This is a genomic window from Streptomyces aureoversilis (assembly GCF_042657885.1).
Lineage (GTDB): Bacteria > Actinomycetota > Actinomycetes > Streptomycetales > Streptomycetaceae > Streptomyces > Streptomyces aureoversilis.
On sequence record NZ_JBHSKJ010000033.1, the window covers coordinates 1 to 26,230 of the forward strand.

At 72.0% G+C, this 26,230-nt stretch carries 20 protein-coding genes; 6 read left to right on the top strand and 14 right to left on the bottom strand.

Going from position 1 to position 26,230, the window contains the following annotated elements:
- Positions 1 to 304: 304 nt before the first annotated feature.
- The 3 genes from ACFPP6_RS34760 to thyX form a co-directional block, all read right to left on the bottom strand.
- Entirely contained in the window at positions 305 to 1,990 is a 1,686-nt protein-coding gene (locus ACFPP6_RS34760) for a ribonuclease J (RefSeq protein WP_382050757.1), read from the bottom strand.
- Positions 1,991 to 2,162: 172 nt separating this feature from the next.
- Positions 2,163 to 3,065 (bottom strand): 4-hydroxy-tetrahydrodipicolinate synthase, encoded by a 903-nt coding sequence (dapA, locus tag ACFPP6_RS34765; protein ID WP_382050759.1) that lies wholly within the window; start codon positions 3,063 to 3,065, stop codon positions 2,163 to 2,165.
- Between the two features lie 216 nt (positions 3,066 to 3,281).
- Entirely contained in the window at positions 3,282 to 4,031 is a 750-nt protein-coding gene (thyX, locus tag ACFPP6_RS34770; protein WP_382050761.1) for an FAD-dependent thymidylate synthase, read from the bottom strand.
- A 210-nt stretch (positions 4,032 to 4,241) separates the two neighbouring features.
- Here thyX and ACFPP6_RS34775 point away from each other — a divergent pair, with 210 nt between their 5' ends.
- Both ACFPP6_RS34775 and ACFPP6_RS34780 read left to right on the top strand, forming a co-directional pair.
- The gene (locus ACFPP6_RS34775) at positions 4,242 to 4,484 is read left to right on the top strand and encodes a hypothetical protein (RefSeq protein WP_382050763.1); all 243 of its coding nucleotides are present in this window, start codon (positions 4,242 to 4,244) and stop codon (positions 4,482 to 4,484) included.
- A gap of 123 nt (positions 4,485 to 4,607) precedes the next feature.
- Positions 4,608 to 5,171, top strand: coding sequence for a hypothetical protein (locus ACFPP6_RS34780; protein ID WP_382050765.1), 564 nt, complete (start codon positions 4,608 to 4,610; stop codon positions 5,169 to 5,171).
- A gap of 144 nt (positions 5,172 to 5,315) precedes the next feature.
- Here the strand turns inward: ACFPP6_RS34780 and ACFPP6_RS34785 are convergent, their stop codons facing one another.
- The 6 genes from ACFPP6_RS34785 to eccD form a co-directional block, all read right to left on the bottom strand.
- The gene (locus ACFPP6_RS34785; RefSeq protein ID WP_382050766.1) at positions 5,316 to 5,777 is read right to left on the bottom strand and encodes a hypothetical protein; all 462 of its coding nucleotides are present in this window, start codon (positions 5,775 to 5,777) and stop codon (positions 5,316 to 5,318) included.
- 5 nt (positions 5,778 to 5,782) lie between these two features.
- Entirely contained in the window at positions 5,783 to 6,535 is a 753-nt protein-coding gene (gene dapB, locus ACFPP6_RS34790) for a 4-hydroxy-tetrahydrodipicolinate reductase (protein WP_382050768.1), read from the bottom strand.
- 46 nt (positions 6,536 to 6,581) lie between these two features.
- Complete coding sequence (locus ACFPP6_RS34795; RefSeq protein WP_336010249.1) at positions 6,582 to 7,961, bottom strand: M16 family metallopeptidase; 1,380 nt, start codon at positions 7,959 to 7,961, stop codon at positions 6,582 to 6,584.
- Positions 7,958 to 10,183, bottom strand: coding sequence for a polyribonucleotide nucleotidyltransferase (locus ACFPP6_RS34800; protein WP_168094147.1), 2,226 nt, complete (start codon positions 10,181 to 10,183; stop codon positions 7,958 to 7,960). The genes ACFPP6_RS34795 and ACFPP6_RS34800 overlap by 4 nt, the downstream gene beginning before the upstream one ends.
- Positions 10,184 to 10,448: 265 nt before the next feature.
- Positions 10,449 to 10,736, bottom strand: coding sequence for a 30S ribosomal protein S15 (rpsO, locus tag ACFPP6_RS34805; protein ID WP_045934183.1), 288 nt, complete (start codon positions 10,734 to 10,736; stop codon positions 10,449 to 10,451).
- Positions 10,737 to 11,124: 388 nt separating this feature from the next.
- Positions 11,125 to 12,585: a type VII secretion integral membrane protein EccD gene (eccD, locus tag ACFPP6_RS34810; RefSeq protein ID WP_382050771.1), complete on the bottom strand. Its 1,461-nt coding sequence runs from the start codon at positions 12,583 to 12,585 to the stop codon at positions 11,125 to 11,127.
- Between the two features lie 213 nt (positions 12,586 to 12,798).
- Between eccD and eccCa the strand changes: the two genes are divergently transcribed.
- Positions 12,799 to 16,755 (top strand): type VII secretion protein EccCa, encoded by a 3,957-nt coding sequence (gene eccCa / locus ACFPP6_RS34815; RefSeq protein WP_382050773.1) that lies wholly within the window; start codon positions 12,799 to 12,801, stop codon positions 16,753 to 16,755.
- Positions 16,756 to 17,012: 257 nt separating this feature from the next.
- Positions 17,013 to 17,243, top strand: a complete 231-nt coding sequence (locus ACFPP6_RS34820) for a DUF397 domain-containing protein (RefSeq protein ID WP_168093490.1) — start codon at positions 17,013 to 17,015, stop codon at positions 17,241 to 17,243.
- Positions 17,244 to 17,388: 145 nt separating this feature from the next.
- Here ACFPP6_RS34820 and ACFPP6_RS34825 read toward each other — a convergent pair whose 3' ends face one another.
- The 4 genes from ACFPP6_RS34825 to eccB form a co-directional block, all read right to left on the bottom strand.
- Entirely contained in the window at positions 17,389 to 17,697 is a 309-nt protein-coding gene (locus tag ACFPP6_RS34825; RefSeq protein WP_168093491.1) for a WXG100 family type VII secretion target, read from the bottom strand.
- Between the two features lie 128 nt (positions 17,698 to 17,825).
- Positions 17,826 to 18,224, bottom strand: coding sequence for a WXG100 family type VII secretion target (locus ACFPP6_RS34830; protein WP_382050775.1), 399 nt, complete (start codon positions 18,222 to 18,224; stop codon positions 17,826 to 17,828).
- A gap of 118 nt (positions 18,225 to 18,342) precedes the next feature.
- Positions 18,343 to 19,752, bottom strand: coding sequence for a type VII secretion-associated serine protease mycosin (gene mycP / locus ACFPP6_RS34835; RefSeq protein ID WP_417802608.1), 1,410 nt, complete (start codon positions 19,750 to 19,752; stop codon positions 18,343 to 18,345).
- Positions 19,753 to 20,011: 259 nt separating this feature from the next.
- Complete coding sequence (gene eccB, locus ACFPP6_RS34840) at positions 20,012 to 21,628, bottom strand: type VII secretion protein EccB (RefSeq protein ID WP_382050779.1); 1,617 nt, start codon at positions 21,626 to 21,628, stop codon at positions 20,012 to 20,014.
- A 181-nt stretch (positions 21,629 to 21,809) separates the two neighbouring features.
- On the opposite strand from eccB, the gene eccE reads away from it, so the two are divergent.
- Both eccE and ACFPP6_RS34850 read left to right on the top strand, forming a co-directional pair.
- Positions 21,810 to 23,093, top strand: coding sequence for a type VII secretion protein EccE (gene eccE, locus ACFPP6_RS34845; RefSeq protein WP_382050781.1), 1,284 nt, complete (start codon positions 21,810 to 21,812; stop codon positions 23,091 to 23,093).
- Positions 23,090 to 23,851 carry a hypothetical protein gene (locus tag ACFPP6_RS34850; RefSeq protein WP_382050783.1) on the top strand — a complete coding sequence of 254 codons (762 nt, stop codon included), beginning with the start codon at positions 23,090 to 23,092 and terminating at the stop codon, positions 23,849 to 23,851. The genes eccE and ACFPP6_RS34850 overlap by 4 nt, the downstream gene beginning before the upstream one ends.
- 188 nt (positions 23,852 to 24,039) lie before the next feature.
- Here the strand turns inward: ACFPP6_RS34850 and ACFPP6_RS34855 are convergent, their stop codons facing one another.
- Positions 24,040 to 25,956 carry an outer membrane protein assembly factor BamB family protein gene (locus ACFPP6_RS34855; RefSeq protein ID WP_382050785.1) on the bottom strand — a complete coding sequence of 639 codons (1,917 nt, stop codon included), beginning with the start codon at positions 25,954 to 25,956 and terminating at the stop codon, positions 24,040 to 24,042.
- Positions 25,957 to 26,230 lie beyond the last annotated feature (274 nt).

Below are 26,230 nucleotides of genomic sequence, written 5' to 3' on the forward strand. Positions count from 1 at the left end.
GATCCGTTTTCCGGTCCCTCCGCTTCTCAATGAAGCAGTCGGTCCGAATTCCGTTTCCGGCCCCCTGTTGGAGCGGGGTTTCGCCTTTCAGCTTTCGCTTTCCGGCGGTGATCCCGACTTTATCAGATCGATCCGGTCGGGATTCCCCACCGCCATCTGAACGATCCTTCACGTTCACGAACGTGTCGGGGTTCCCCTTGCGGTGGAGCCGTAAACCTACTGGACGGCCGCGCCCGGATGCAAATCGGCGCCGGGGCGGCCGTCCGTTCGGTTGACGAGGCGTCAAAGACGCCTCGTCAGCGGGTCAGACCTCGACGACCACGGGCAGGATCATCGGGCGGCGACGGTAGGTGTCGGAGACCCACTTGCCCATCGTCCGGCGGACGAGCTGCTGGAGCTGGTGCGGCTCCACGACGCCGTCGGAGGCGGACTTGGCGATCACTTCCTCGATCTTCGGAACGACCGCGGAGAACGCGGCGTCCTCGATGCCGGAACCGCGCGCCTGGATCTGCGGGCCGCTCACCACCTTGCCCGTCGTGCTGTCGACCACGACGAAGACGGAGATGATGCCCTCGTCGCCGAGGATGCGGCGGTCCTTGAGCGAGGTCTCGGTGACGTCGCCGACCGAGAGGCCGTCCACGTACACGTAACCCGCCTGGACCTTGCCGACGATCTTCGCCGAGCCGTTCACCAGGTCCACGACGACGCCGTCCTCGGCGATCACGATGTGGTTCTTGGGAACGCCCGTCAGCGCGCCGAGCTCCGCGTTGGCCCGCAGGTGACGCCACTCGCCGTGCACCGGCATGAGGTTCCTGGGCTTGCAGATGTTGTAGAAGTACAGCAGCTCGCCCGCGGAGGCGTGGCCGGAGACGTGGACCCGGGCGTTGCCCTTGTGGACGACGTTCGCGCCCCAGCGGGTCAGGCCGTTGATCACGCGGTAGACCGCGTTCTCGTTGCCCGGGATGAGGGACGAGGCCAGGATGACGGTGTCGCCCTGGACGATCCGGATCTGGTGGTCGCGGTTGGCCATCCGGGACAGGGCCGCCATCGGCTCGCCCTGGGAGCCGGTGCACACCAGCACGACCTCGTCGTCCGGCAGGTCGTCGAGCGTCTTCACGTCCACGACGAGACCGGCGGGGATCCGCAGGTAGCCCAGGTCACGGGCGATGCCCATGTTGCGGACCATCGAGCGGCCGACGAAGGCGACGCGGCGCCCGTACTCGTGGGCGGCGTCGAGGATCTGCTGGATGCGGTGCACGTGGCTGGCGAAGCTGGCCACGATGATGCGCTTCTGGGCGCCGGCGAACACCTGGCGCAGGACGCCCGAGATGTCGCGCTCGGGCGGGACGAAGCCGGGGACCTCGGCGTTCGTGGAGTCCACGAGCAGCAGGTCGATGCCCTCCTCGCCCAGCTTGGCGAAGGCCGGCAGGTCGGTGAGGCGACGGTCCAGCGGAAGCTGGTCCATCTTGAAGTCACCGGTGTGCACGGCCATGCCGGCGGGGGTGCGGATGGCGACGGCCAGCGCGTCCGGGATGGAGTGGTTGACCGCGATGAACTCGCAGTCGAAGGGACCGATGCGCTCGCGGTGGCCCTCGACGACCTCGAGGGTGTACGGGCGGATGCGGTGCTCCTGCAGCTTGGCCTCGATGAGGGCCAGCGTCAGCTTGGAGCCGATCAGCGGGATGTCCGGCTTCTCGCGGAGCAGGTAGGGGACGCCGCCGATGTGGTCCTCGTGACCGTGCGTGAGCACGATGCCGTCGATGTCGTCGAGGCGGTCACGGATGGACGAGAAGTCGGGCAGGATCAGGTCGATTCCGGGCTGCTCCTCCTCGGGGAAGAGCACTCCGCAGTCGACGATCAGCAGGCGGCCGCCGTACTCGAAGACCGTCATGTTGCGGCCGATCTCCCCCAGGCCGCCGAGCGGGGTGACGCGCAGGCCGTTCTCGGGGAGCTTCGGCGGGGGGCCGAGTTCAGGATGCGGGTGGCTCAAAAGACTCTCCTCACCACGCACGCCACATGCCCGCAGGACATATGGCGCGCGTGACCTTCGTGCACTTGCAGTTGTTTTTGGATCTTCAGTTGTGGGGTCCGGCGTCTTTCATCCGGTGTATTCAGTTGTGAAGTCGTGGGCGGACCGGTCGGTTCCCGGTCCGGGCGGCGGTTCAGCCGAGCTGGACGCCGCCGGCCGTGAGGTCGCGCCGCAGCTGCTCGGTCTCCTGCTCGGTGAGCTCGACGAGCGGCAGGCGCACGGGGCCGGCGGGCAGTCCCTGCAAGGCCAGGCCGGCCTTGGTCGTCATGACGCCCTGGGTGCGGAAGAGGCCCGTGAAGACGGGGAGCAGCTTCTGGTGGATCTCGGTGGCCTTGCGGACGTCACCGGCCAGGTAGGCGTCGGTCATGGCGCGCAGGTCGGCGGCGACGAAGTGGCCGGCGACCGAGACGAAGCCCGCGGCGCCGACGGCGAGCTGCGGCAGGTTCAGCATGTCGTCGCCGGAGTACCAGGCGAGGCCGGAGCGGGCGATGGCCCAGCTCGTCGCGCCCAGGTCGCCCTTGGCGTCCTTGTTGGCGACGATGCGGGGGTGGTCGGCCAGCCGGACGAGCGTCTCGGTGTCGATGGCGACGCCGCTGCGGCCGGGGATGTCGTAGACCATCACCGGCAGGCCGGTGGCGTCGGCGACGGCGGTGAAGTGCCGGACCAGGCCCTCCTGCGGGGGCTTGTTGTAGTACGGCGTGACGACGAGGAGGCCGTGGGCGCCCGCCTTCTCGGCGGCGCGGGCCAGCTCGGCGCTGTGGTGCGTGTGGTTGGTGCCGGCTCCGGCGACGACGTGGGCGCGGTCTCCGACCGCCTCGACCACGGCCCGTACGAGCTGGGCTTTCTCCGCATCGCTGGTGGTGGGGGACTCGCCGGTGGTGCCGTTGACGATGAGGCCGTCGTTACCGGCGTCCACGAGGTGGGTGGCGAGCCGCTGAGCGCCGTCGAGGTCGAGGGCACCGTCAGCGGTGAAGGGCGTGACCATGGCGGTCAGGACCCGCCCGAAGGGCGTCTGCGGTGTGGAGGTCGGAGCCATGAGGGTCACGCTACTCGTTGCTCACCGTGAGGTGCCCCCTCGGGGAGTGCCAAAGGGATCCCGGCACTGCCTGCTCGGGGGTTCAAGCAGTGCCGGGTCCGTCTTTTCAGACTAGATTAAAGCTACGAAAAGCCGCAATACGGACACCGTAGTTACCGGGCCGTACGGCACCCCCGGGAGCCGGTGCCGAGGCCGCCGGGACCGGGGGCCGCCCGGTCAGGGGGCGATGCGGCCGTTCTTGTTGAACGCGGCGTACGTGAGGGGCATGAGCTTCGCCCACTCCGCCTCCATCTTCTCGCCGACCATCTCGATCTCCCGCTGCGGGAAGGACGGCACGGCCGCCTGCTCGTGCTGCGTGCGCAGGCCGAGGAAGTGCATCAGCGAGCGGGCGTTGCAGGTGGCGTACATCGAGGAGAACAGGCCGACCGGGAGGACCGAGCGCGCGACCTCGCGGGCCACGCCGGCGGCCAGCATCTCCTGGTAGGCCTCGTAGGCCTCGCGGTAGGTGTTCTCCATGACGCGCGTGGTCAGCTCGTGCTGCGCGTCGGTGCCCTCGACGAAGACGTACTTGCCGGGACGGCCCTCCTGGACGAGCTTGCGCTCGGCGTCCGGGACGTAGAAGACGGGCTGCAGCTCGCGGTAGCGACCCGACTCCTCGTTGTACGACCAGCCCACGCGGTGGCGCATGAACTCGCGGAAGACGAAGATCGGCGCGCTGATGAAGAAGGTCATCGAGTTGTGCTCGAAGGGGCTGCCGTGGCGGTCGCGCATCAGGTAGTTGATCAGCCCCTTGGACCGCTCCGGGTCCTTGGTGATCTCTTCCAGGGACTGCTCGCCGGCGGTGGAGACGCGGGCCGCCCACAGCACGTCGGAGTCGGCAGCGCTGTGCTTGACCAGCTCGACGGTCACGTCTCCGCGAAACGTGGGCTTGGCTTCCTTGGCGGTCTCGGTGGGGCTGTCGGTCACCGGCGGGGTCCTTCCAGTTGCATGGCTCGGGCGGCGCCCAGCCTACGGGCCGCCACTGACACTCGGCTGCCGACGGCCCCGCCGCTACGGGGCAAGCTGCTCACTGGTTGAGATTTTTCACAGAAGTCGCCGAAAACGGGCACCGGCGGCGCGCTTCGATCGTCCTTACGTACGACAGCAGTTTTCGAGGTTCCTAGGAGAGCCCCCATCATGTTCCGCCGGCGAGAGCCCGTGCCGTTCGCCTTCGTCGCCGAGGCAGAGCGCTACCGCAGCAACGTCACGCCGCCGCCCCGAGAACGCGCGAGCCGCTCGCAGATAGCCGGCCGCCTGCTCGTGGGCCTCACGGTGACGACGGGGCTGGTCGGAGCGCTGCTGTTCGGAATGCCGTCGCTGCAGCCGAGCGCGCAGGACACGCACCAGTCGCAGCGGTCCGAGACCTCGGACGGCCGCTGACCTGCGGGTGATCATGACGGGCGGGATCCGCGCACCGACCCTGGTGTGCTCGGGTCCCGCCCTTTTCTATAGCCTCACCGGGCACAGCCGTTCGAGCGTGCTTGCTGACGAGTGAGGAAATTCGTGCCCCTGCCCTTTCTGACCGCTGACCGCGACGCCGAGGAGCTCGCGCCCGCCGCCGGGGCCGCCGCCCCGCCCGCCCGGGACGAGGACCTCGCCCGCTGGCGCCGCCCCTACCGTCCGGGGCCGTGGCGCGTGGGCGTCACCGCGCTGTTGCTGCTGCTCGCCTCGTACGTGCTCTTCGCCGCGATGATCATTGCCGTGGCCGGCTCCCTGCCCGGGGCGGGCATCTGTGTCGCCGTCGCCGTCCTGGTGATCACCCTGGCGGTGCGCCTGGTGCGGGCCGGGGTCTGGGTGAGCGAGCACGGGCTGCGCCACGTGGGGCTGCTGTCCGCGAAGACGGTGCCCTGGGCCGAGGTGACGGCCGTGCGCACCGCGCAGCAGCCCGTGCGCTGGCTGGGCCTCCCCCGCACGGTGCAGGGACAGGCGGTCGTCGTGGAGCGCGCGGGCGGCAGCCCCCTGCCGACGCTGGTCACCGACCACGGGGCCGACTTCCTCGGGCGTCCGCAGGCGTTCGCGATGGCGTGCGACGCGGTCGAGGGCTGGGCGGCGGACTTCCGCCGCTGACGCGGTGCCGCCCGGCGCCGAGCCGGGCGCACGCCGCCCCATGCGGGCGGCTCAGGAGGGGCCCATGACGAGCGGCCCCATGCCGCCGCCCCTGCACCGCCCCGTGCAGCGCCCCACGCCGCCTCCGCAGGACGTCGCTGCGCCCTATGCGGTCTCCGCCCGCACCGGCTTCCTGTCGTGCAGGGCGATCGCCCGCTGCATGGCCTTGCGGGCGCGGGGGGTGTCCCGGGCGTCGTGGTAGGCGACGGCCAGCCGGAACCAGGTGCGCCAGTCCGACGGGGCGTCCTCCGTCTCGGCCTTGCGCTTGGCGAAGACCGCGTCCGCGGAGTCCCGGTCGATGCGCCCGCTGGGGGTGCGCACCAGGTCGTCCACCGGCAGCCCGCCCTCGGCCTCCAGCTCCCGCGCCAGCCGGTTGGCGTCGCGCGCGAACCTGGTGGTCTGGTAGAGGAACCAGGCGCCGATGAACGGCAGGACCAGGACCGACGCCCCGAAGGCGATGGTGACGGCCGTGCCCTGCTGGATCAGCATCACCCCGCGGCTGCCGACCAGGACGAAGTAGACGACCAGGACGGCGGCCAGGGCGAAGTAGACGATTTTGGCGCGCACGGTGCTCAGCCCAGGTCCAGGAAGTGTTCCAGGCCGAACGTCAGGCCCGGGGTCGTCGTGACGCGCCGCGCGCCGAGCAGGATGCCCGGCATGAAGCAGCTGTGGTGCAGCGAGTCGTGCCGGATGGTGAGCGTCTCGCCCGTGTCGCCGAAGAGCACCTCCTGGTGGGCCAGGAGGCCGCGGAGCCGTACGGCGTGCACGGGCACCCCGTCGACGTCCGCGCCGCGCGCGCCCTCCAGGGCGGTCGTGGTGGCGTCGGGCTGCGGGGCACAGCCCGCCTCGCGCCGGGCGGCGGCGATGAGCTGCGCAGTGCGGGTGGCCGTCCCGGAGGGGGCGTCGGCCTTGTTGGGGTGGTGCAGCTCGACGACCTCGGCGGACTCGAAGAAGCGGGCCGCCTGGCGGGCGAAGGACATGGTCAGGACGGCCCCGATGGAGAAGTTCGGGGCGATGAGCACGCCGGTCGACGGCGAGGCGTCGAGCCAGGAGTTCAGCTGCGCGAGGCGCTCCTCGGTCCAGCCGGTGGTGCCGACGACGCCGTGGATGCCGTTGCGCACGCAGAACTCGAGGTTGTCCATGACCGAGTCGGGGTGCGTCAGCTCGACCGCGACCTGGGCTCCCGCCTCGGTCAGGGCCTCCAGCCCGTCACCCCGGCCCAGCGCGGCCACCAGCTCCATGTCCTCGGCGGCTTCGACGGCCCGTACGGCCTCGGAGCCGATACGGCCCTTGGCTCCGATGACCGCGACGCGCAGCTTGCTCATCGTCCCTGCTTCCCCTCTACAGCGGTGAACTACTTCCCGCGGTGAACTAAGAAACGGCCTCGTGCAGGCGCGCGGCCTGCTTGTCCTTCAGCGGGCCGATGACGGACAGCGAAGGACGCTGTCCCAGTACATCGCGGGCCACCTCACGGACCTCGTCCGGGGTGACGGCCGAGATGCGCGCCAGCATGTCGTCGACGGACATCTGGTCGCCCCAGCACAGCTCGCTCTTGCCGATGCGGTTCATGAGCGCACCGGTGTCCTCCAGGCCGAGGACGGTGGAGCCCGCGAGCTGCCCCACGGCGCGGCTGATCTCCTCGTCCGGCAGCCCCTCCGACGCGACCTTGTCGAGCTCGTCGCGGCAGATCTTCAGGACGTCGTGGACCTGGCTCGGGCGGCAGCCGGCGTAGACGCCGAAGAGGCCGCAGTCGGCGTAGCCCGAGGTGTAGGAGTACACCGAGTAGGCCAGGCCGCGCTTCTCCCGGACCTCCTGGAAGAGCCGCGAGCTCATGCCGCCGCCGAGGGCGGTGTTGAGCACGCCGAGCGCCCAGCGGCGGTCGTCCGTGCGCGACAGGCCGGGCATGCCGAGGACGACGTGCGCCTGCTCGGTCTTGCGGCCGAGCACCTCCACGCGGCCGGCGGTGCGGATCGTACGGGCACCGGAGCGCGGGCCGACGGGCGTGGCGTCCGTACGGCTCAGGGCGCCGGCCCGGTCGAAGGCGGCGCGCACCTGGCGGACGACCTTGGCGTGGTCGACGTTGCCCGCGGCGGCCACGACGAGGCGCGTCGGGTCGTAGTGCTTCTTGTAGAAGCGGGCGATCTGGTCGCGCGTGAGGGCGTTGATCGTGTCGACCGTGCCGAGGACGGGGCGGCCCAGGGGCGTGTCGCCCAGCATGGTGTGCGCGAACAGGTCGTGCACGCAGTCGCCGGGGTCGTCCTCCGTCATCGCGATCTCTTCGAGGATCACGCCGCGCTCGGCGTCGACGTCGGCGGCGTCGATCAGCGATCCGGTGAGCATGTCGCAGACGACGTCGATGGCCAGCGGCAGGTCGGTGTCGAGCACGCGCGCGTAGTAGCACGTGTACTCCTTGGCCGTGAACGCGTTCATCTCGCCGCCGACGGCGTCGATGGCCGAGGAGATGTCGAGCGCGCTGCGCTTGGCCGTGCCCTTGAAGAGCAGGTGCTCCAGGTAGTGGGTGGCTCCGTTGAGCGCCGGGGTCTCGTCGCGCGAGCCGACGTTGGCCCAGATGCCGAAGGTCGCGGAGCGCACGGACGGCAGCGTCTCGGTGACGATGCGCAGGCCGCCCGGGAGGGTGGTGCGGCGGACCGTGCCGATGCCGTTCTCGCCCTTGAGGAGCGTTTGGGTACGGGCGACGGCCCGCCCCTCCGAGGAGGTGCGGGCCGTCTTCCGTGTACTACGGGACGTCACTTGGCGGACTCGTCCTTGGTCTCGTCGGCCTTGTCGCCGTCCTCGCCCTCGATGACGGGGATGAGGGAGAGCTTGCCGCGCTGGTCGATCTCGGCGATCTCGACCTGGACCTTCTGGCCCACGCCGAGCACGTCCTCGACGTTCTCCACGCGCTTGCCGCCGGCGAGCTTGCGGATCTGCGAGATGTGCAGCAGACCGTCCTTGCCCGGCATGAGGGAGACGAAGGCACCGAAGGTGGTGGTCTTGACGACCGTACCCAGGTAGCGCTCGCCGACCTCGGGCATGGTCGGGTTGGCGATGCCGTTGATCGTGGCACGGGCGGCCTCGGCGGCCGGGCCGTCGGCGGCACCGATGTAGATGGTGCCGTCGTCCTCGATCGTGATCTCGGCGCCGGTGTCCTCCTGGATCTGGTTGATCATCTTGCCCTTGGGGCCGATGACCTCGCCGATCTTGTCCACGGGGATCTTGACGGTGATGATCCGCGGGGCGTTGGGGGACATCTCGTCCGGCGTGTCGATCGCTTCCATCATCACGTCGAGGATGTGGAGGCGGGCGTCACGGGCCTGCTTGAGGGCCGCGGCCAGGACGGAGGCCGGGATGCCGTCCAGCTTGGTGTCGAGCTGGAGGGCGGTCACGAACTCCTTGGTGCCGGCGACCTTGAAGTCCATGTCGCCGAAAGCGTCCTCCGCACCGAGGATGTCGGTGAGGGCGACGTAGTGCGTCTTGCCGTCGATCTCCTGGGAGATCAGGCCCATGGCGATGCCGGCGACGGGGGCCTTCAGGGGCACACCGGCGTTCAGCAGCGACATGGTGGAGGCGCAGACCGAGCCCATGGACGTCGAGCCGTTGGAGCCCAGCGCCTCGGAGACCTGGCGGATCGCGTAGGGGAACTCCTCGCGCGTCGGCAGCACGGGCACGATGGCCCGCTCGGCCAGGGCGCCGTGGCCGATCTCGCGGCGCTTCGGCGAACCGACGCGGCCGGTCTCGCCGACGGAGTACGGCGGGAAGTTGTAGTTGTGCATGTAGCGCTTGCGGGTCACCGGGGAAAGGGTGTCCAGCTGCTGCTCCATGCGGAGCATGTTGAGGGTGGTGACGCCCAGGATCTGGGTCTCGCCACGCTCGAACAGGGCCGAGCCGTGCACGCGCGGGATGGCCTCGACCTCGGCGGCGAGCGTACGGATGTCCGTCACGCCACGGCCGTCGATGCGCTTCTTCTCCTTGATGACGCGCTCACGGACCAGGGACTTGGTCAGCGAGCGGTACGCGGCGGAGATCTCCTTCTCGCGGCCCTCGAACTCCGGCAGGAGCTTCTCGGCGGCGAGCTCCTTGACGCGGTCGATCTCGGTCTCGCGCTCCTGCTTGCCGGCGATGGTGAGCGCCTGGGCGAGCTCGTCGCGGACGGCCTTGGTCAGGGCGGCCAGGACGTCGTCCTGGTAGTCCAGGAAGACCGGGAACTCACCCTCGGGCTTGGCGGCCTTGGAGGCGAGCTCGGACTGGGCGCGGCACAGGACCTTGATGAAGGGCTTCGCGGCCTCGAGACCGGCGGCGACGACCTCCTCGGTGGGGGCGTCGGCGCCGTCCTTGACCAGCTGGACGGTCTTCTCGGTGGCCTCGGCCTCGACCATCATGATCGCGACGTCGCCGTCCTCCAGGACGCGGCCGGCCACGACCATGTCGAAGACGGCGTCCTCGAGCTCGGTGTGGGTCGGGAACGCGACCCACTGGCCCTTGATCAGAGCGACGCGGGTGGCGCCGATCGGACCGGAGAAGGGCAGGCCCGCGAGCTGCGTGGAGCAGGAGGCGGCGTTGATTGCGACCACGTCGTAGAGGTGGTCGGGGTTGAGCGCCATGACCGTCTCGACGATCTGGATCTCGTTGCGCAGGCCCTTCTTGAAGGAGGGGCGCAGCGGGCGGTCGATCAGGCGGCAGGTCAGGACCGCGTCCTCGGAGGGGCGGCCCTCACGACGGAAGAAGGAGCCGGGGATCTTGCCGGCCGCGTACATGCGCTCCTCGACGTCCACCGTCAGGGGGAAGAAGTCGAGCTGGTCCTTGGGCTTCTTGGAAGCGGAGGTGGCCGACAGCACCATGGTGTCGTCGTCCAGGTACGCCACGGCGGAACCGGCGGCCTGCTTGGCCAGGCGGCCCGTCTCGAAGCGGATGGTGCGGGTGCCGAAGGCGCCGTTGTCGATGACGGCCTCGGCGTAGTGGGTCTCGTTCTCCACCAGGGATATCTCCTCGTCTACGTCCCGGCCCGTGTGGCGGGGACGGTGGTGGAGGAGCGTCTGTGCTGGCCGGTCTTCGATCGAAGCACCCGGATTTCCCTGATCCGGGGGCCACTACCGAGGACCGGCGGCGAGCTGAGCGCTCCTCCTCATACGGTTCGGCGTAGGTGCCGTTGTGGAAACCAGACTACAAAGCTTCTGCTTTCCACGAGATACGCAAAGGGAGCGGCCCCCAGATGGTGGGAACCGCTCCCTTCACGGTGTCTTACTTGGCGCCGGCGGCACCGCGGCGGATGCCGAGGCGCTCGACCAGGGCGCGGAAGCGCGTGATGTCCTTCTTGGCCAGGTACTGCAGCAGGCGGCGACGCTGGCCGACCAGGAGCAGCAGGCCACGACGCGAGTGGTGGTCGTGCTTGTGCTGCTTCAGGTGCTCGGTCAGGTCCGAGATGCGGCGGGTGAGCATCGCGACCTGGACCTCGGGGGAGCCGGTGTCGCCCTCCTTGGTGGCGAACTCGGCCATGATCTGCTTCTTCGTAGCGGCGTCGAGCGACACGCGATACTCCTTTTGAGTGTCTTTTGGCCACCGAGTGCCCCTGGTCTCTTACTCAGGGGAGCTTCCGTTACTCGGGAGGCGGGGTCCGCTGGGCGCTGTCCCCAGAGACCCGCGAAGGGCGCTCCGGAGGCGCGTACACAAACGGCCGTTGCACAGAGTACCAGCCCGGACCAGTCCCCCTTGCCGGGAGGGCCGGATACGGGGGCCGGGGCGGGCCCTGAGGGGGCCTGGGGCGGGCTCGGGCGGGCCCGGGGCCTCCCTCTGGGCGGGCCGCATGGGGCGGGGCATGGGGCGGGCGCATGAGGCGCGCGCATGGGGCAGGCGCCCGCCTCCGCCCGGGTCCACCCGGGCTCATCCGGCCTACCGGCCTGTCCCTGCCTGTCCGCGCCTATCCGGCCGACAGGCTGCGCGCCGCCGAGTACAGATCGAGGACGGCGAGGCACAGCGGTACGAGCGCGAGAAGGAGGACGCTCTCGGCGAGATCGGAGACACGCCCCCAAAAGGGTGACAGACCCCGGGCGGGCACGATCAGCGCCACGGCGGTGAGCAGCGCGCCACCGAGGGTGACGGCCGCGGCGAGCCAGAGCGTACGGACGTCGAGGGAGCCGCCGCCCGCGCCCGCGTCGGCGGCCGGCTGGAGGGCGAGGCCGAGGACGAGCAGGGCGAGGGCTGCGAGGCCCGCGCCGAGGACGGCGGCGACCTGGGCGGTGTAGCGGAAGAGGCGGGCGCGCAGCAGCATCGCGAGGCCGGCGGTCAGGGCGAGGAGACGGGGCCAGGGGCCGCCGCCGGGGGCGAAGGCGAGGACGGCGGTGGAGGCCGTGACGAGGACCGCGCAGCCGCCGACGAGGCCGAGCAGCAGCTCGTGGCCGCGGCGGACCCGGACGGCGATGAGCGCGGCGTCCACGGGCTCGGGGACCGTACGGCCGCCGCGGGAGGCCGTACGGTCCCCGGTGACCGCGGAGCGGGGCGCGGCGTAGCCGACGGGGAGGCGGGCGGCGCGGGCGGACAGCCCGGGCAGGAAGGCGACGGCTCCTATGGCGACGACGGCGCAGACGGCGGCGGCCGCGGACGGGGCCGCCCCGGTGAAGATCGTGCAGAAGGCGGCCACGGTGCCGGTGGCCGCGGCGGTGAAGGCGGCGACGAACGGGGCGTCGCCGGTGGGCACGGCGGCCACGAGCACGGCGGAGGCGACGACGACGGCCGCGCAGCCCAGCAGGAACTGCAGCCGGCCGGCCCCCTCGCCCGGCCCGGGGCCGAGGATGCCGGAGCCCGCGATCATCACGTGCGGGAGGGCGGCGAGGCCGAGGGCGACGGCGGAGGCGCGGTCGGCGTAGACCCGGGCCCGTACGCCCGCGAGGGCCGTCAGCAGCACGCCGGCGGCGGCCGCGACGGCGCCGGGGAGGCCGTGCATGTCGTGCCGGACGGGGTCGGCGAACCAGAGCGCGAGGCCCATGAGGGCGAGGAGCAACGCTCCGCCCGCCAGGCCGCAGGCGCGCAGCAGGGCGTCGCTCCACAGCGTGTGGTCGCGGGTGACGGCGGAGGCGATGGCGTCGCTGACGTCGTCGTGCACGGCGGGCGGCAGCGACTCGGCGAAGGGGCGCAGCGCGAGCAGGTCGCCGTCCAGGACGTGCTGGGCGGCGAGCGAGCGGGCGCCGTCGAGGACGGTGCCGTCGCGGCGTACGAGGTGGTAGCCGGTGGGGGTGCCGGCGGGCTGGGTCTGCCCGGTCAGGCGCAGGATCTCCGGGTACACGTCGGCGACGGCGATGTCGTCCGGCAGGGCGACGTCGATCCGGCTGTCGGGCGCGACGACGGTCACTCTGCAGAAGCCGGTCGCAGCGGACGTACTCACCTATCAGGCCCCTTGTTTCACTGTGCACGACGGTGCGGCTTCGCGTGCACGACTGTGCGGCTTCACTGTGCACGGATGTGCGGACACCCTATCGGGGCCGTATGCCCGTACGCCGATAGGATCACCGTTCCGCGCATGGGGCCCGCGCCGTCGGGGCGACAGGGGTGCGCCGCGCGGAACTGTCCTTGCCGTGCGGAGGGGTTGAGGCATCCGGTGAGCCAGATCGTGGTCAGTCGTCCGCCGAGGGCCCTGCCGCCGGAGGTGCCCGGCGAGGCGGTCCGGCTGGAGGCGCCCCCTGAGCTGCCGAGGGACCGTCAGGAGGGGCTGCTGATGCAGCTCCTGCCGACGCTCGGCATGGCCTCGTCGATGGTGTACTTCTTCATGCCGGGCGCCGCCCCGATGATGAAGATCATGGGCGTCCTGATGATGTGTTCGACGCTCGGCATGACCATCGCGATGATCGTGCGGCACCGTCAGGGCACGCAGGGGCGGATGGCGGACATGCGCCGCGACTACCTCAAGTACCTCGCGCAGACGCGGCGCACCGTGCAGCGCACCGCCAAGGCGCAGCGCGACGCGCAGTTCTACCTGCACCCCTCCCCCGACCAGCTGTGGTCGGTGGTGGCCGAGGGCACGCGCCTGTGGGAGCGGCGCGCGAGCGACGAGGACTTCGCGCAGGTCCGCATCGGGCTGGGCACGCAGCAGCTCGCGACGCCCCTGGAGGCGCCGGAGACGGCTCCGATAGACGAGCTGGAGCCGCTGGCCACGGGCGCGATGCAGCAGTTCCTGGCGACGCACGGCTCGCTGGACGGCATGCCGGTGGCGCTGTCGTTGCGCGCCTTCTACCACCTGACGCTGTCGGGCGACCCGGAGACGGTGCACGGCACGGCGCGGGCTCTGGTGGCCCAGCTGGTGACGCTGCACTCGCCGGACGACCTCGTCGTGGCCGTGGTCGCGGCACGGGGCGCGGCGCCGTCCTGGGAGTGGACGAAGTGGCTGCCGCACGTACAGGTGCCGGGGGCCGTGGACGGGGCCGGTGCGCGGCGCCTGATCGGCGACGACCTGACGGAGCTGGAGGAGCTGCTGCGGCCGCGCCTGGAGGGGCGTACGCGGTTCAGCCGGGACGGCCGGCCGCTGCTGGACCAGCCGCACGTCGTGGTCGTGCTGGACGGTGCCGCGGTGCCGGCGGACTCGGTCTTCGCGGCCCCGGAGGGCCTGCAGGGCGTGACCGTCGTCGAGGTGGTGACGGGAGACCTGGGCGAGCCCCGCGGGGGGCTGTCGGCCGTGGTGCAGCCGGGCTCGCTGCGGCTGGAGTCGCAGGTCGCGGTCTACGAGGGGGAGCCGGACACCCTCGCCGCGGAGGCCGCCGAGGCGCTCGCGCGGCAGCTGGCGCCGCTGCGCCTGGGCACGGGGGACGACGGCGACGAGCCGCTGCTGGCCAACCTGGACTTCACCGACCTGCTGGGGCTGGGCGACGCGGGCTCCGTGGACGTGGCGCGCACGTGGCGGCCGCGGTCGGCGGCGGAGCGGCTGCGCGTGCCGATCGGCGTCAGCGAGGGCGGCGCCCCGGTGATGCTGGACCTCAAGGAGGCGGCGCAGGACGGCATGGGGCCGCACGGGCTGTGCGTCGGCGCGACGGGCTCCGGCAAGTCCGAGCTGCTGCGCACGCTGGTCCTGGGGCTCGCGGTCACACACAGCTCCGAGACGCTGAACTTCGTCCTCGCCGACTTCAAGGGCGGCGCGACCTTCGCGGGCATGTCGCAGATGCCGCACGTCGCGGCCGTCATCACCAACCTCGCCGACGACCTGACGCTGGTCGACCGCATGCGCGACTCGATCACCGGCGAACTGCAGCGAAGGCAGGAGCTGCTGAAGGCGTCGGGCAACTACGCCAACATCCACGACTACGAGAAGGCCCGGGCAGCCGGTGCCGCGCTGGAGCCGCTGGCTTCACTCGTCCTGGTGATCGACGAGTTCAGCGAGCTGTTGACGGCCAAGCCCGACTTCATCGACATGTTCATCCAGATCGGCCGCATCGGCCGCTCCCTGGGCGTGCACCTGCTGCTCGCCTCGCAGCGCCTGGAGGAGGGCCGGCTGCGCGGCCTGGAGACGTACCTGTCGTACCGGATCGGCCTGCGCACGTTCTCCGCGGCGGAGTCCCGTACGGCGCTCGGGGTGCCGGACGCGTACCACCTGCCGTCGGTGCCGGGCTCCGGCTACCTGAAGTTCGGCACGGACGAGATGACGCGCTTCAAGGCCGCGTACGTCTCGGGCGCCTACCGGGCGGACGCGGGCACGGGGCCCGGCACGGGGCCGCTGCCGATCGAGCGCCGTCCGGTCCTGTTCACCGCCGGGCCCGTCCCCGTCACGTACACCGCCCCTGTGCCCGCGACGCCGGCCGCGCCCGGCCCGGGCGACGACGCGCTGGCCGACACCGTCCTCGACGTCATCGTGCGCAGGCTCGACGGACAGGGGCCGCCGGCCCACCAGGTGTGGCTGCCGCCGCTGGACCGGTCCGCGGCCCTCGACGAGCTCCTGCCGCCGCTCTCGGCCGTGCCGGGCCGCGGCCTCACGGCGCCCGGGCATCCGCGCCCGGGCCGGCTCGGCGTCCCGATCGGCCTGGTCGACAAGCCCTTCGAACAGCGGCGCGACGTCCTCTACCGCGACTTCTCCGGCGCGGCGGGCAACATGCTGATCGTCGGCGGCCCGCAGTCCGGCAAGTCGACGCTGCTGCGCACGCTGGTGTCGGCCTTCGCGCTGACGCACACGCCCGCCGAGGTGCAGTTCTACGGGCTGGACTTCGGCGGCGGCGGCATGAGCGCCGTCGACGGCCTGCCGCACGTGGGCGGAGTGGCGTCCCGGCTCGACCCCGAACGCGTACGCCGCACGGTCGCCGAGGTGTCGGGCATCCTGGCCCGCCGCGAGGAGTACTTCCGGGCGCACGCGATCGACTCCATCGGCACGTACCGGCGGCTGCGGGCGACGGGCGAGATCACGGACCAGCCGTGGGGCGACGTCTTCCTGATCGTCGACGGGTGGGCCGGCTTCCGGCAGGAGTACGAGATGCTGGAGGGGGTCGTCGCCGACATCGCGGCGCGCGGCCTGGGCTACGGCGTCCACGTCGTGGTGACGGCCTCCCGCACCATGGAGGTGCGCGCCTCCCTCAAGGACCAGCTCCTCAACCGGCTGGAGCTCCGCCTCGGCGACACCATGGACTCGGACTTCGACCGCAAGGTCGCCGCGAACGTCCCGGCCGGGATGCCCGGCCGCGGCCAGCTCCCCGAGAAGCTCCACTTCATGGCCTCGCTGCCGCGCATCGACTCCGGCAGCGACCCCGAGACCCTCACGGACGGCACCGCCGCCATGGTCCGCGCCGTCAGCGAGGCATGGGACGGGCCCGGCGCCCCCGGCGTGCGGCTCCTGCCGCGCCGGCTGCGCGCCGACGACCTGCCCAAGGGATTCGAGTACCCGCAGCACGGCGTGGCCTTCGGCATCGACGAGGCCGGCCTCGAACCGGTCTTCGCCGACTTCGAGACGGACCCGTTCTTCCTCGTCTTCGGCGAGAGCGAGTCCGGCAAGACGGCCCTGCTGCGCCTCCTGGCCCGGCAGATCACCGAGCGGTACGGCCCGGACGAGGCGAAGATCGTGGTCGGCGACTACCGCCGTACGCTCCTCGACGCCGTCCCCGGCACGCACCTGCTGGAGTACGCGCCGACCGCCTCGGCCCTGACGGTGCACGCCGAGGCCCTCAACCGCCTCATGGAGCGCCGCGCCCCGCAGCCGGACATCACGCCGCAGCAGCTGCGCGACCGCAGCTGGTGGTCCGGCCCGCGCTTCTTCGTCATCGTCGACGACTACGAGCTCGTCTCCACCGGCAGCGGCAACCCGCTGGCCGCCCTGACCGAGAACCTGCCCTTCGCGCGCGACGTGGGGGTGCGCTTCATCATCGCGCGCAGCTCGGCCGGTGCCTCCCGGTCGATGTACGAGCCCTTCATGCAGCGCGTGAAGGAGCTGGGCGCCCAGGGCGTCCTCCTGTCCGGCGATCCCGGAGAGGGCGACCTGCTCGGCAGCGTGCGGCCGCAGGGGATGCCCCCGGGGCGCGGGTACTTCGTGTCCCGGAAGAGGGGCGTGTCGCTGGTGCAGGTGGGGTGGGTGCCGGAGGAGATGTGAGGGGCACGAGGCGGGAGGACGGGGCGGGGGCACGGAGCGGGGGCATGGGGCGGCAGGAGAGCCGTCAAGGAGGGGCATTTTCCACACGCTCGGCCCTTCGTACGAGCGCTTTGCGAATCTCCTCTGCCACGGATCCATCCGGAGTACGCTGCCCACGAATGCTGTCCCTGCAGGAGTCGTCGTCCCTGCAGGCGTCAACTGGCCTCATGCCACAGCGATCCCGCGGAATTGCGCACCCGAAAGGCGGCCCCTGTCCCATGGACGAACGCGAGAAGGACGAGCTGTACGCACGCGACATCTCCGGTCTCGAATGGCTGAGTGCGCCCGAGGCCAAGGACGACGAGGAACGCGTCGAGATCGCCTACTTCTCCGATGGCGCCGTGGCCATGCGGTCCTCGACCGACCCCGGCACCGTGCTGCGCTACACCCCGGCCGAGTGGCGGGCCTTCGTGCTGGGGGCGCGGGACGGCGAGTTCGATCTGAAGTAGACCGGTGGGCCGGTGACCAGGTGACCAGGTGACCAGGTGACCAGGTGACCAGGTGAGAACGAGCCGGGGGCGGCCGCCGGATTCCCGGTCGGCCGCCCCCGGAGTGCTGTGAAGCGGATCAGCGGACGCGGATCAGCGGAACGGATCAGTAGCTGATGTCGAACAGCTGCGACGCCTTCTTGTCCGTCGCGTGGAAGTGCTCGCCACCCTTCAGGACCAGGTCCGCGACCTGCTTGAGCGTCTCCTGGATGTGCGCGCTCCGCCGCCGGAACTCCGCGTCCACCTGCAGCATCATCTGGTGGGCCTCGCCCTCCCAGCCGGCCGCGACCTTGTTCACGGCGCTGCGCATGACCTCCAGCTCGCGCTCGATCACGCCCGCGGCCTTCTTGATGTCGGCGGCCGTGGTCTGAAGGGAGCTGTAGTTGACTACGAGCTCTCCACCGTGGTCTGCCATGTGTCCCCACCCTCTGTGGTGCTGTTCAAAGCCGAAAGCCGGAAAGCCGGAATCCGGTATGACGTGCCGGAATGATGTGCCGGAATGACGTTCTGGAATGACGTGGCGGGCACGAGTGCCCGGCCGGATCAGTAGTTGTCGATCCCGCTGGAGGGCGCCCCGGGGGCTCCGGCGGCGGGCGCAGAGGCGGAAGCGGGTGCGGCGCCTCCGCCACCGATGTCGACGCCCTTCATCTGGGCGGCGATCTCCGCGTCGGTCGCGCCCGAGGCACGGTGCGTCAGGACGACGGCCTCACGCACGCGGTCGATCATGCGGCGCACCCGGTCGTGGTCGTCGTTGAGGTCACTCTGCGCCTTGCGGAAGGCGCTGTGTGCCTCGCCCTTCCACGAGGAGCCGCCGTCCAGGGTGGCGATGACGTTCGCCAGCTGGCGAAGGTTCGCCGAGAAGTGTGAACTGGTCTTGTCGATGGCGTCCGTGAAGGCCTTGAACGCCTCGTCACTGACCTTCTGCCTGCCGTTCTCCGACATGTTCCGCCTTTCCCCCCGAGGGCCGTTGTCTGCCACGCCCGCGAAAGGCGCCGAATGTCACTCTAACCACTCTGAGTGCACGCCCCAACTACGCACACATCCGGGCACTTTGATGCGCTCACAGACCGCGCTGCGCCCGGCGCCGGCGGTGCTCCCGCCCCACGACGGCCGCTCCGGCGATCGTGGCCACGAGGACGGCCGCGCCGCCGAGCGCGTACGTCGCGAGCCGTTCCTGCCGCTGCTGCGGCGACTCGCCCACGGCCAGGGGGGCCACGGAGGGGGCCCGGACGCTGCGCGCCCCGGGCCCGGCCGGGGTGACGCGGTCGACGGGGTGCGCGTCGTCCGTGAGGGCGCGGACCGGGTCGACGACCCCCCAGCCGATGTAGGGGTCGTGGTCCTTGGTGACGCGCTCCGCCGTCTGCTCGATCTGGGCGACGACCTGGTGCTGCTTCCAGTCGGGGTGCTTGGCGCGGATGAGGGCGGCGACCCCGGCCACGTACGGGGCGGAGAAGCTGGTGCCGTTGTCGACGCACTGGCCGCCCAGCGGGACGGTGGAGACCATCTCGACGCCGGGCGCGGCGACGCCGACGAACTCGCCGGGCTGCGAGAAGGAGGCGCGCTCGTTGTTGCGGTCGGAGGCGCCGACGGCGAGGACGCCCTTGTACGCGGCGGGGTAGGTCGCCTTGACGTCGCCGCCGAGGCCGTCGTTGCCCGCCGAGGCCACGACGACGACGTCCTTCTCCAGGGCTTCCTTCACGGCACGTTCGAGGTCGGAGTCGTGCTCCAGGGCCTTCGTCGTGTCCTGGGAGATGTTGATGACGCGCGCTCCCGCGGCGACGGCCAGGCCGATGCCCTGCGCCAGGGTCCGGGACGTGCCCGTGCCCTTCTCGTCGTTCTGGCGGATCGGGATGATGACCGACTCGGGTGCGATGCCGACGAACCCGCTGCCGGGGGACGGGCGGGCGGCGATGATGCCGGCCACCTTGGTGCCGTGTCCCACCAGGTCGAGGGTGGGGTCGGGCTTCGGCTTCTCGGGCTCCTTCTCCGGTTTCCCCTCCGGGGGCTTGTCGGGGCTCTTCTCCGGGCTCCTCGACGGGCTCGGCTCCGCGGACTTCTCCGGCTTCCCGGTCCCATCCTTCTCCCCGGACGGGGACCCGGACGGCGCTCCGGGCTTCGGCGTGCTCCTGTCCCCCGCCTTCTTGCGGTCCCCGTCCGTCTTCCCGTCCTTCCCCCCGTCCGAGGGGCCGGGCGACGGCGCGGGGCCGGGTGCCTGGGGCGCGTCCTTGGCGTTCGCCCTCACGCCCGTCCCGCCCCTGGCCGCCGCCTCCGCTGCCGCTTCCGCCATGCCCGTGAGCAGGTCGGCGCCGCTCTCGACGTCGACGGCGCCCTTGAGCTGCGGGTTCCGGACGTCGACGCCCGAGTCGATGACGGCGACGCGAACCGGCCGGCCCGCACTGTCCCGGCCCTTGGTGTCCTGCCAGAGCCGGTCGAGGAGGATCCGTTGGAGCGACCAAGGGGTGCCCTTGATGGTCTTGGCGGGGTAGGTGCACTCGCCGCTGCCGTCCAGGTGCACGGCGGCGGACGACGTCACCGGGGCGGGGAGCGCAGGGGCGGGCGAGGGGACCGGGCCGGACGCCGCCACCGGTGCAGGTGCGGGCGCGGGCACACTCCCGGGCGCGGCCGCCGCAGCGGCTGCGAGGACCGCCGCCAGGGCGGCGTTGAGCACTGTCGTCGTGCGCGGCATCGGCTGTCCCGTCGTGCGTGGCATCAGCTGTCTCATGACCGGTTCACGACCCCTGTGGCTGCCGGGCGCTGTTGGTGTCCAGGCGCGGTCCGGTCGGCAGGAACTGCGACCAGTTCGCGGGTACGGGCAGGGGGTTCACGCTTCCGTAGCCGAGCCTGGTGCGGGCCTGGTCGGATTCGGCCCGGCCTGCGGCTCCCGCTCCCGGCCCGGTCCCGTCCGCCGCGCGGGCGGAGTCGGACGAGCCGTCCGGGCCCGCCGAGGGCGTCGCCTTCTCGCCGATCTTCGACTTGCCCGTGCCGCTGTCGTTGTTGGACTGCACGGCGTAGCGCAGTCCGGTGTCGGTGACGAGGAAGACCGGCCCGCTGTTGGTCTGGCGCCCCGTGACCTGGCGGTAGAGGAGGCCGGAGCCCGGGGTGACGTACGCGCTGGTGGCGCCGTCGGGGATGGTCGCCGGGTAGTCGTCGCCGGCCCAGGTGGCGAGTTCGGGGGTGCCTCCGGCGGACATGCCGCTGAAGATGCTGCACACGGTGTGGTGAGTGTCGTTGGAGGGTCCAATGAAGTTGGCCTGCCGGGGCACCTGGGAGGGCCAGCGGTACTGCCCGTAGAACTCGTCGTCCGCCGGGGTGAAGGCGGCCGCGCTCACCCGCTCGGGCACGCCGGCCTGGTTGAGCGGGGCCAGCTTCCTGCTGTTGAGGAGCAGCTTCGCGACGAGCGGCGAGACGCGCTGGACCTTGCCGGGCAGCACGACGTAGTTCTGCGTGCCGTTGCCGGTGGGCGCTTCGAGGACCGTGCCGACGCGGCCGGCCTTGGCGGGCAGGGTGCCCACGCCCGCGTCCGCTCCGATGTCGCCGCCGGTCTCGGGGAAGACGATGGGCGCGCCGTCGTGGAAGGTCTCCAGCCAGTCCTTGGTGACGGGTTGCGGCCTGGCTCCGTCGTTGAAGACGGAGCGGAGCAGCAGGTTGTGCTCGGAGGGGTCGGCGGACTTCCAGTCGGCGCCGCCGAGCAGGTACTTGGTGCCCCGCGGGTCGACGAGGTAGCGGGCTCCGTCCGGGCCCTGCACGTAGAGCGCCTGGTCGCCGCGCAGGCGCTGCTCGCCCGTGAGCTTCTTCAGCTTGGGATCGCGTCCGGCGAACAGGAAGACGGCCTTCTGGGTGGTCCTTCCGCCCGCACCGGGCTGTTCGCAGACGGCCCAGTGCTTCTGCTTGCCCGCCTCGCCGGGTCCGGGCATGCGGTCGGGTGCGTAGGGGATGCCGAGCGTCGGGCCGCGCGGGATGCGGCCGTTGTCGAGCTCCGCCTCCTTCACCTTGATGACGGAGGACTTCTCGGGGGTGAGGAGCAGCTTCGCGGAGGCGAAGTTCAGGACGGGGTGCAGCTGCTTCTTCCTGTCCGTCGTCAGGACGACGTAGCGGGTGGTGGACTCGCTGCCGACGATGACGTGCGCGGCTTCGTCGTCCCAGCCCTTCGGCGCGGTCGGCCTGAACATGCCCCAGGCGCCGAAGCCCGCGATCAGCACCGCCCCGGCGACGAGGCCCGGCAGGACGGCGCGCAGGGGGCGCGGCGCCCCCTCCTCCGTGCCGTGGGGCGAAGGCTGCAGGAACGCTGCGACCGTTCGCTTCCGCGCGAAGACGTAGGCGTTGAGCTCATCCCGCCGTGATGCCATGTGTAGCCGCTTCTCCCCTGCTCTCGGCGCCGGTCGACAGGTACTGCGCTCGGTCCGGTTGTCGTACCGGACCCCTACTATGCCGGTAGGGATCAACAGGTCCGTCAGGGCCCGGTGCTGATCCGTACTTCCCGTCCGGCCGCGGATGCGGCCGGCGACGGCTGAGGGGGCTGTGACAGGCATGGGTGCCGCAACGCGCGTACGGGCGCCGGGAAGTGCCGTTCCCGGGGCGGGCGTGGCCGCCCCCCGCGCGGTGGCGCGGGGCGGAAGGGCCGGGCCGGTGCGGCTGCAGCAGCTGGTGCTGGCCGAGGTCGCCGTGGCGCTGGTGCTGCTCGCCTGGCCGGCCGGGCCGGCGCTGCTGGCGCCCGCCGTCGTGGTGGCCGTGGTGCTGGTGTCGCTCGCGCTGTTCCACCGGGGACAGCGGCCGGTGGCGGAGTCCCTGGCGGCCTCGGTGGCGCTCCGCGGCCGCGCCCGCCGGGCGGCACCGGCGGATGCGGGCACGGATCCGGCGATGGCACCGGTCGTGGAGTGCGAACCGGCTCTGCGGACCGCCAGCTTCACGGACCGCGGGCAGCAGCGCGGCGTCGGCCTGGTCGGTGACGGGACGTTCGTGTCGGCGGTCCTGCGCATCGATGCCGTGGACGCCCCGCTGCGCCCCCTGCGGGCCGAGAAGGCGCTGCCGCTGGCCCTGCTGCGGGACGCCTTGGACGTCGACGGCATCCGACTGGAGTCCGTGCAGGTGGTGCAGAGCACCCTGCCGGCGCCCGCCCCGCACCTGCCCGCCGATTCCCTGGCCGCACGGAACTACGCACCGTTGCAGGCCCTGTCGGGCGCTCCTGCGGTCCGGACGACGTGGGTGGCGCTGAAGCTCGACCCGGAGCTGTGCCCGGAGGCCGTCGAGGCGCGCGGAGGGGGCGAGGAGGGGGCCGGCCGCTGCGTGGTGCGGGTGGCCGACCAGTTGGCGGGCCGGCTGCAGGGGGCCGGGTTCCGGGCGGCGCTGCTTTCGGAGGACGAGCTGACGGCCGCGATATCCACGGCCGCGAACGTCAATCCGGTGGCCTCCGCGCAGGCCGCGCGCACGGCCGCGCCCGTACGGCGGACGCTGGAGAGCGCCCGGGCGCTGCGGTGCGACGACCGCTGGCACACGACGTACTGGGTCGCACGCTGGCCGCAGCTCGGGCCGGGGGCCACTCCTCTGCCGCAGCTCGCCGCCCTGCTCACCTCGCTGCCGGCGCTGTCGACGACGCTGAGCCTGACGCTGGCACGGGGCCGCCTGAGGAACGGGCGCCATGCGCCGACGCTGACGACGCACGTCCGCGTCACCGGCCGCAGCGCCGACGAACTGGCGGCGACGGGGCGGGAGCTGGAGCGGGCGGCCCGCTCCGTGAAGACCGGCCTGGTACGGCTCGACCACGAGCAGGTCCCCGGCATGCTCGCCACTCTGCCGCTGGGAGGTGCGCGGTGACGATCACCTCGACGCCTTCGCCGGGGCCCGGGAGCGCGCCCGGGACCGGCGCCGGGCGGCCGCGCTTCGGTCTCGGGCTGTTCGGGCCGCGGCGGGGGCGGCACGAGCTCGCACCCGAGGAGTACGAGGCGCTGGCGCTGCCCGTCGGTGACGACGGTGTGGTCATCGGCACCGACCCGCAGGAGGCGCCGGCCGTCCTCGGCCTGGCCCGCCCCACGCCGTTCGACGCCGTCCTGATCGGCGGCGCCTGGACGGCGCAGGTCATCGCCCTGCGGACCGTCGGCACGGGCGCCCGGGTAGCCGTGGAGACCGGCCGCCGCCCTCTGTGGAGCCCGCTCGCGCAGGCCGCCAACGGCGGGCAGCAGTGCGTGACCCTGCACGACGTAGGACGGGTGCCTCCGCAAGGCCCGTCGGTGCACGCGCCCGTCCTGGTCGTGCGCGACTGCGGCGCCCGGCCGCCCCGCGGCCGGGTCGTGACCGCGCCCTGGCAGTCCGTCCTGACCCTGCTGCCCTACCTGGGGCCGGATGCGCCGCGTCTGCTGGGCAGCGCGGATCTGGTCGGCGTGCAGCGGGTCTCGCCGGAGGAGGCGCAGCAGCTCGGCCGCCTCCTCGGGCTGCCGCAGGCCGACGTCGAGGCGCTGCCCGCGCTCCCGGAGACGGTGACGTTGTGGTGCGCCCGGCGGTCGTGGACGTACGTCGACGTGCGGGCGACGGACGCCGAGACGCGGCTGCTGGGCGCCCCGCGCCGCATGGACTGACCGGCTGCGCGGTACCTGCCGGGGCAGGCGTCGGCTGCGCGGTACCGGCGGGGCAGGCGTCGGCTGCGCGGTACCGGCGGGGCAGGCGTCGGCTGCGCAGAGCGGCGGGCCGGCTGCACGAACGTGCACAGGCGGGGCGCACACCTCGTGGTGCGCGCCCCGTTCACTCGCAGGAGTCCGGCGGGCCGTCAGCCCTTGCCGAAGGCGAGGAGCAGCTTGTTGGCTTCCGTCCCTTCGGAACTGCTGCCCGACAGACGCGTGGTGGCGATGATGAGGCGGTCCCCCTCGTACAGGTACCTCGCGCTGAAGAACAGGTTCTCGGCGTTCATGGTGGCCTTCGGAGCCTGCAGCACGACCTTCGGGTCGCCGTCGGAGCCGATGCTCACGACGGCGCCCGCCCTGTCGTACGACGGCTTCCGGTACGCGAAGACCTTGTCGCCCTCCGCCCGGAGCGGCATGAGCTCGGGCTTGCTCTTCTTCGACGCCCACTTGCGCTTGCCGGTGTCGAGGTCGAAGGCGTGGATCTCGTTGCCGGTCGAGTAGCTGTCCTCGCCGCCGGTCGGCAGGTAGAGGGTGTCGTCGGTCGCGGCGACGCCCTGGCAGCCGCCGAGGTCGTGTCCCATGATCGACAGACCGCAGGTCGGCGCGTACGTCTCCTTGCCGAGGTCGATGACCGAGCGCTCCTTGCCGTCCTTGAGGGTGATGACGCCGCCGCTCTTCTTGTCCTCGGACAGGAGGGAGACGACGGCCGGCTCGCTGGAGTAGATCTTCTTGGTCTCCAGGCCCTTGCGGCCGTCGTACGTCCACACGGGCTTGCCGGTGGAGGTGTCGAGCTTCTCGATGTGCGAGGTCTGGTCGCTGACGCACCGCCACGAGCGCAGCATCGCCTTGCCGCCCGCGAATCCGTCCACGGAGCAGCCCGCCTCGAGCTCCGGGGTGGGGACGGGCTCCCCGTCGCTCACCCTGAGCATGCCGGAGCCGCCGAACCACGCCGCCGCGACCGCGTTGCCGCTGAGGGCCATGTCCAGGCCGATGAAGCTCTCGGCGAAGCCGCCCGACTTGGGGATCGGCTTGTCCCAGCCCTTCTTGCCCTCCTTGAGGTCGAGCATCGCGTAATGGCCGCAGGTGTCCTTCGTGTCGGCTTCGTAGGCCACCACGACCTTGCCGTCGTCCGTGACGTGCGCGGGCGCCGCGCAGATCCTCTTGGGCAGGGCGACGGACCACTTCTCCTTGCCGTCGGAGGTGGAGTAGGCGACGACCTTCTCCTGAACGGTCTTGACGATGTAGTCGCCGAACGCCCACACCCCGGGCACTGCGGACCCCGCACGCTCGACCTGGGGTCCGTTCTGGTTGATGAGGATCTTGGCCTCGCCGGCCTGGCGGCCGTCGTTGGGGTCGCTGTCACCGCCGTCGCGCGGCCCGGCCGTACCGCCGCTGTCGTCGCGGCCGGTGACCTCCTTTTTGCCGGGTGAGGCACTGCCGGAGGCCTTCGGCGGGCGCGGTTCGTCGCCGCGGCCGGTCAAGGCCCATACGCCGCCTCCTGCCGCGAGGAGCACGGCGACGGCCGCGCCTATGACGACGGCCGTCCGCTTCTTGTCCGCTCCCCCTGCAGGGGGCCCGGCGGGCGGCGGGGCGCCGAAGGGCTGCCCCTGGGGCGGGTAGGCGCCGTAGGGGCCGGGCTGCTGCGCGTACGGGTTCGCGTTCGGCGACGGGTACGGGTACGGAGCGGCCGGGGCGGGGCCGCCGGGCGCCGCGGGGCCGCCGCCCCATGCGGGCTGCGCGGGGGGAGAACCGGGCGGAGGCGGCACGGGAGGAGCCGCCGGAGGCTGGAAGGACGGCGGGGCCTGAGGCGGGGCCGACGGCTGAGCGGGAGGCGTGGCCGGGGCCGGGGCCGCAAGCGCGGCGGGAACCGGAGCCGGGGAGTTCGCGGGGGCCTGGGCGGGAGACGTGGCGGGGGCCTCGTGCGGCTGCTGCTGCGGCTGCTGCGGCTGCTGCGGCTGCTGCGGCTGCTGCGGAGCGTTCGCTGCCGGGTCCTGCGGTGCGCCGGAGCCGTCCTCCGGCGGCTGGTTCGGCGGCATCGACGGGGGCGGGGGCGGCTGGACCATCAGCGCATACCTCTTGGGTGCGGGCCCGTCGCGCGATCTGCCTCCCCCCGCGATCCGGGGGAAACGCATGGGCTATTCCGCCGGAAAGGAGCGAATCGGGCGCGGATCCCGCGCTGTTGTGACACTCGAGCGGGAAATCTTTGTACCACCCGCCTCCTGCGCCCCAACGGTCCGGTTGCCCCCGCCCGGCGTCGGGGGCGGCGCGCGGGGCGGCCGGTGGTGTGGGGGCGGCCCTGCCCCGGCGGTGCGTATGACGATTAGGCTGGGCAGGTGT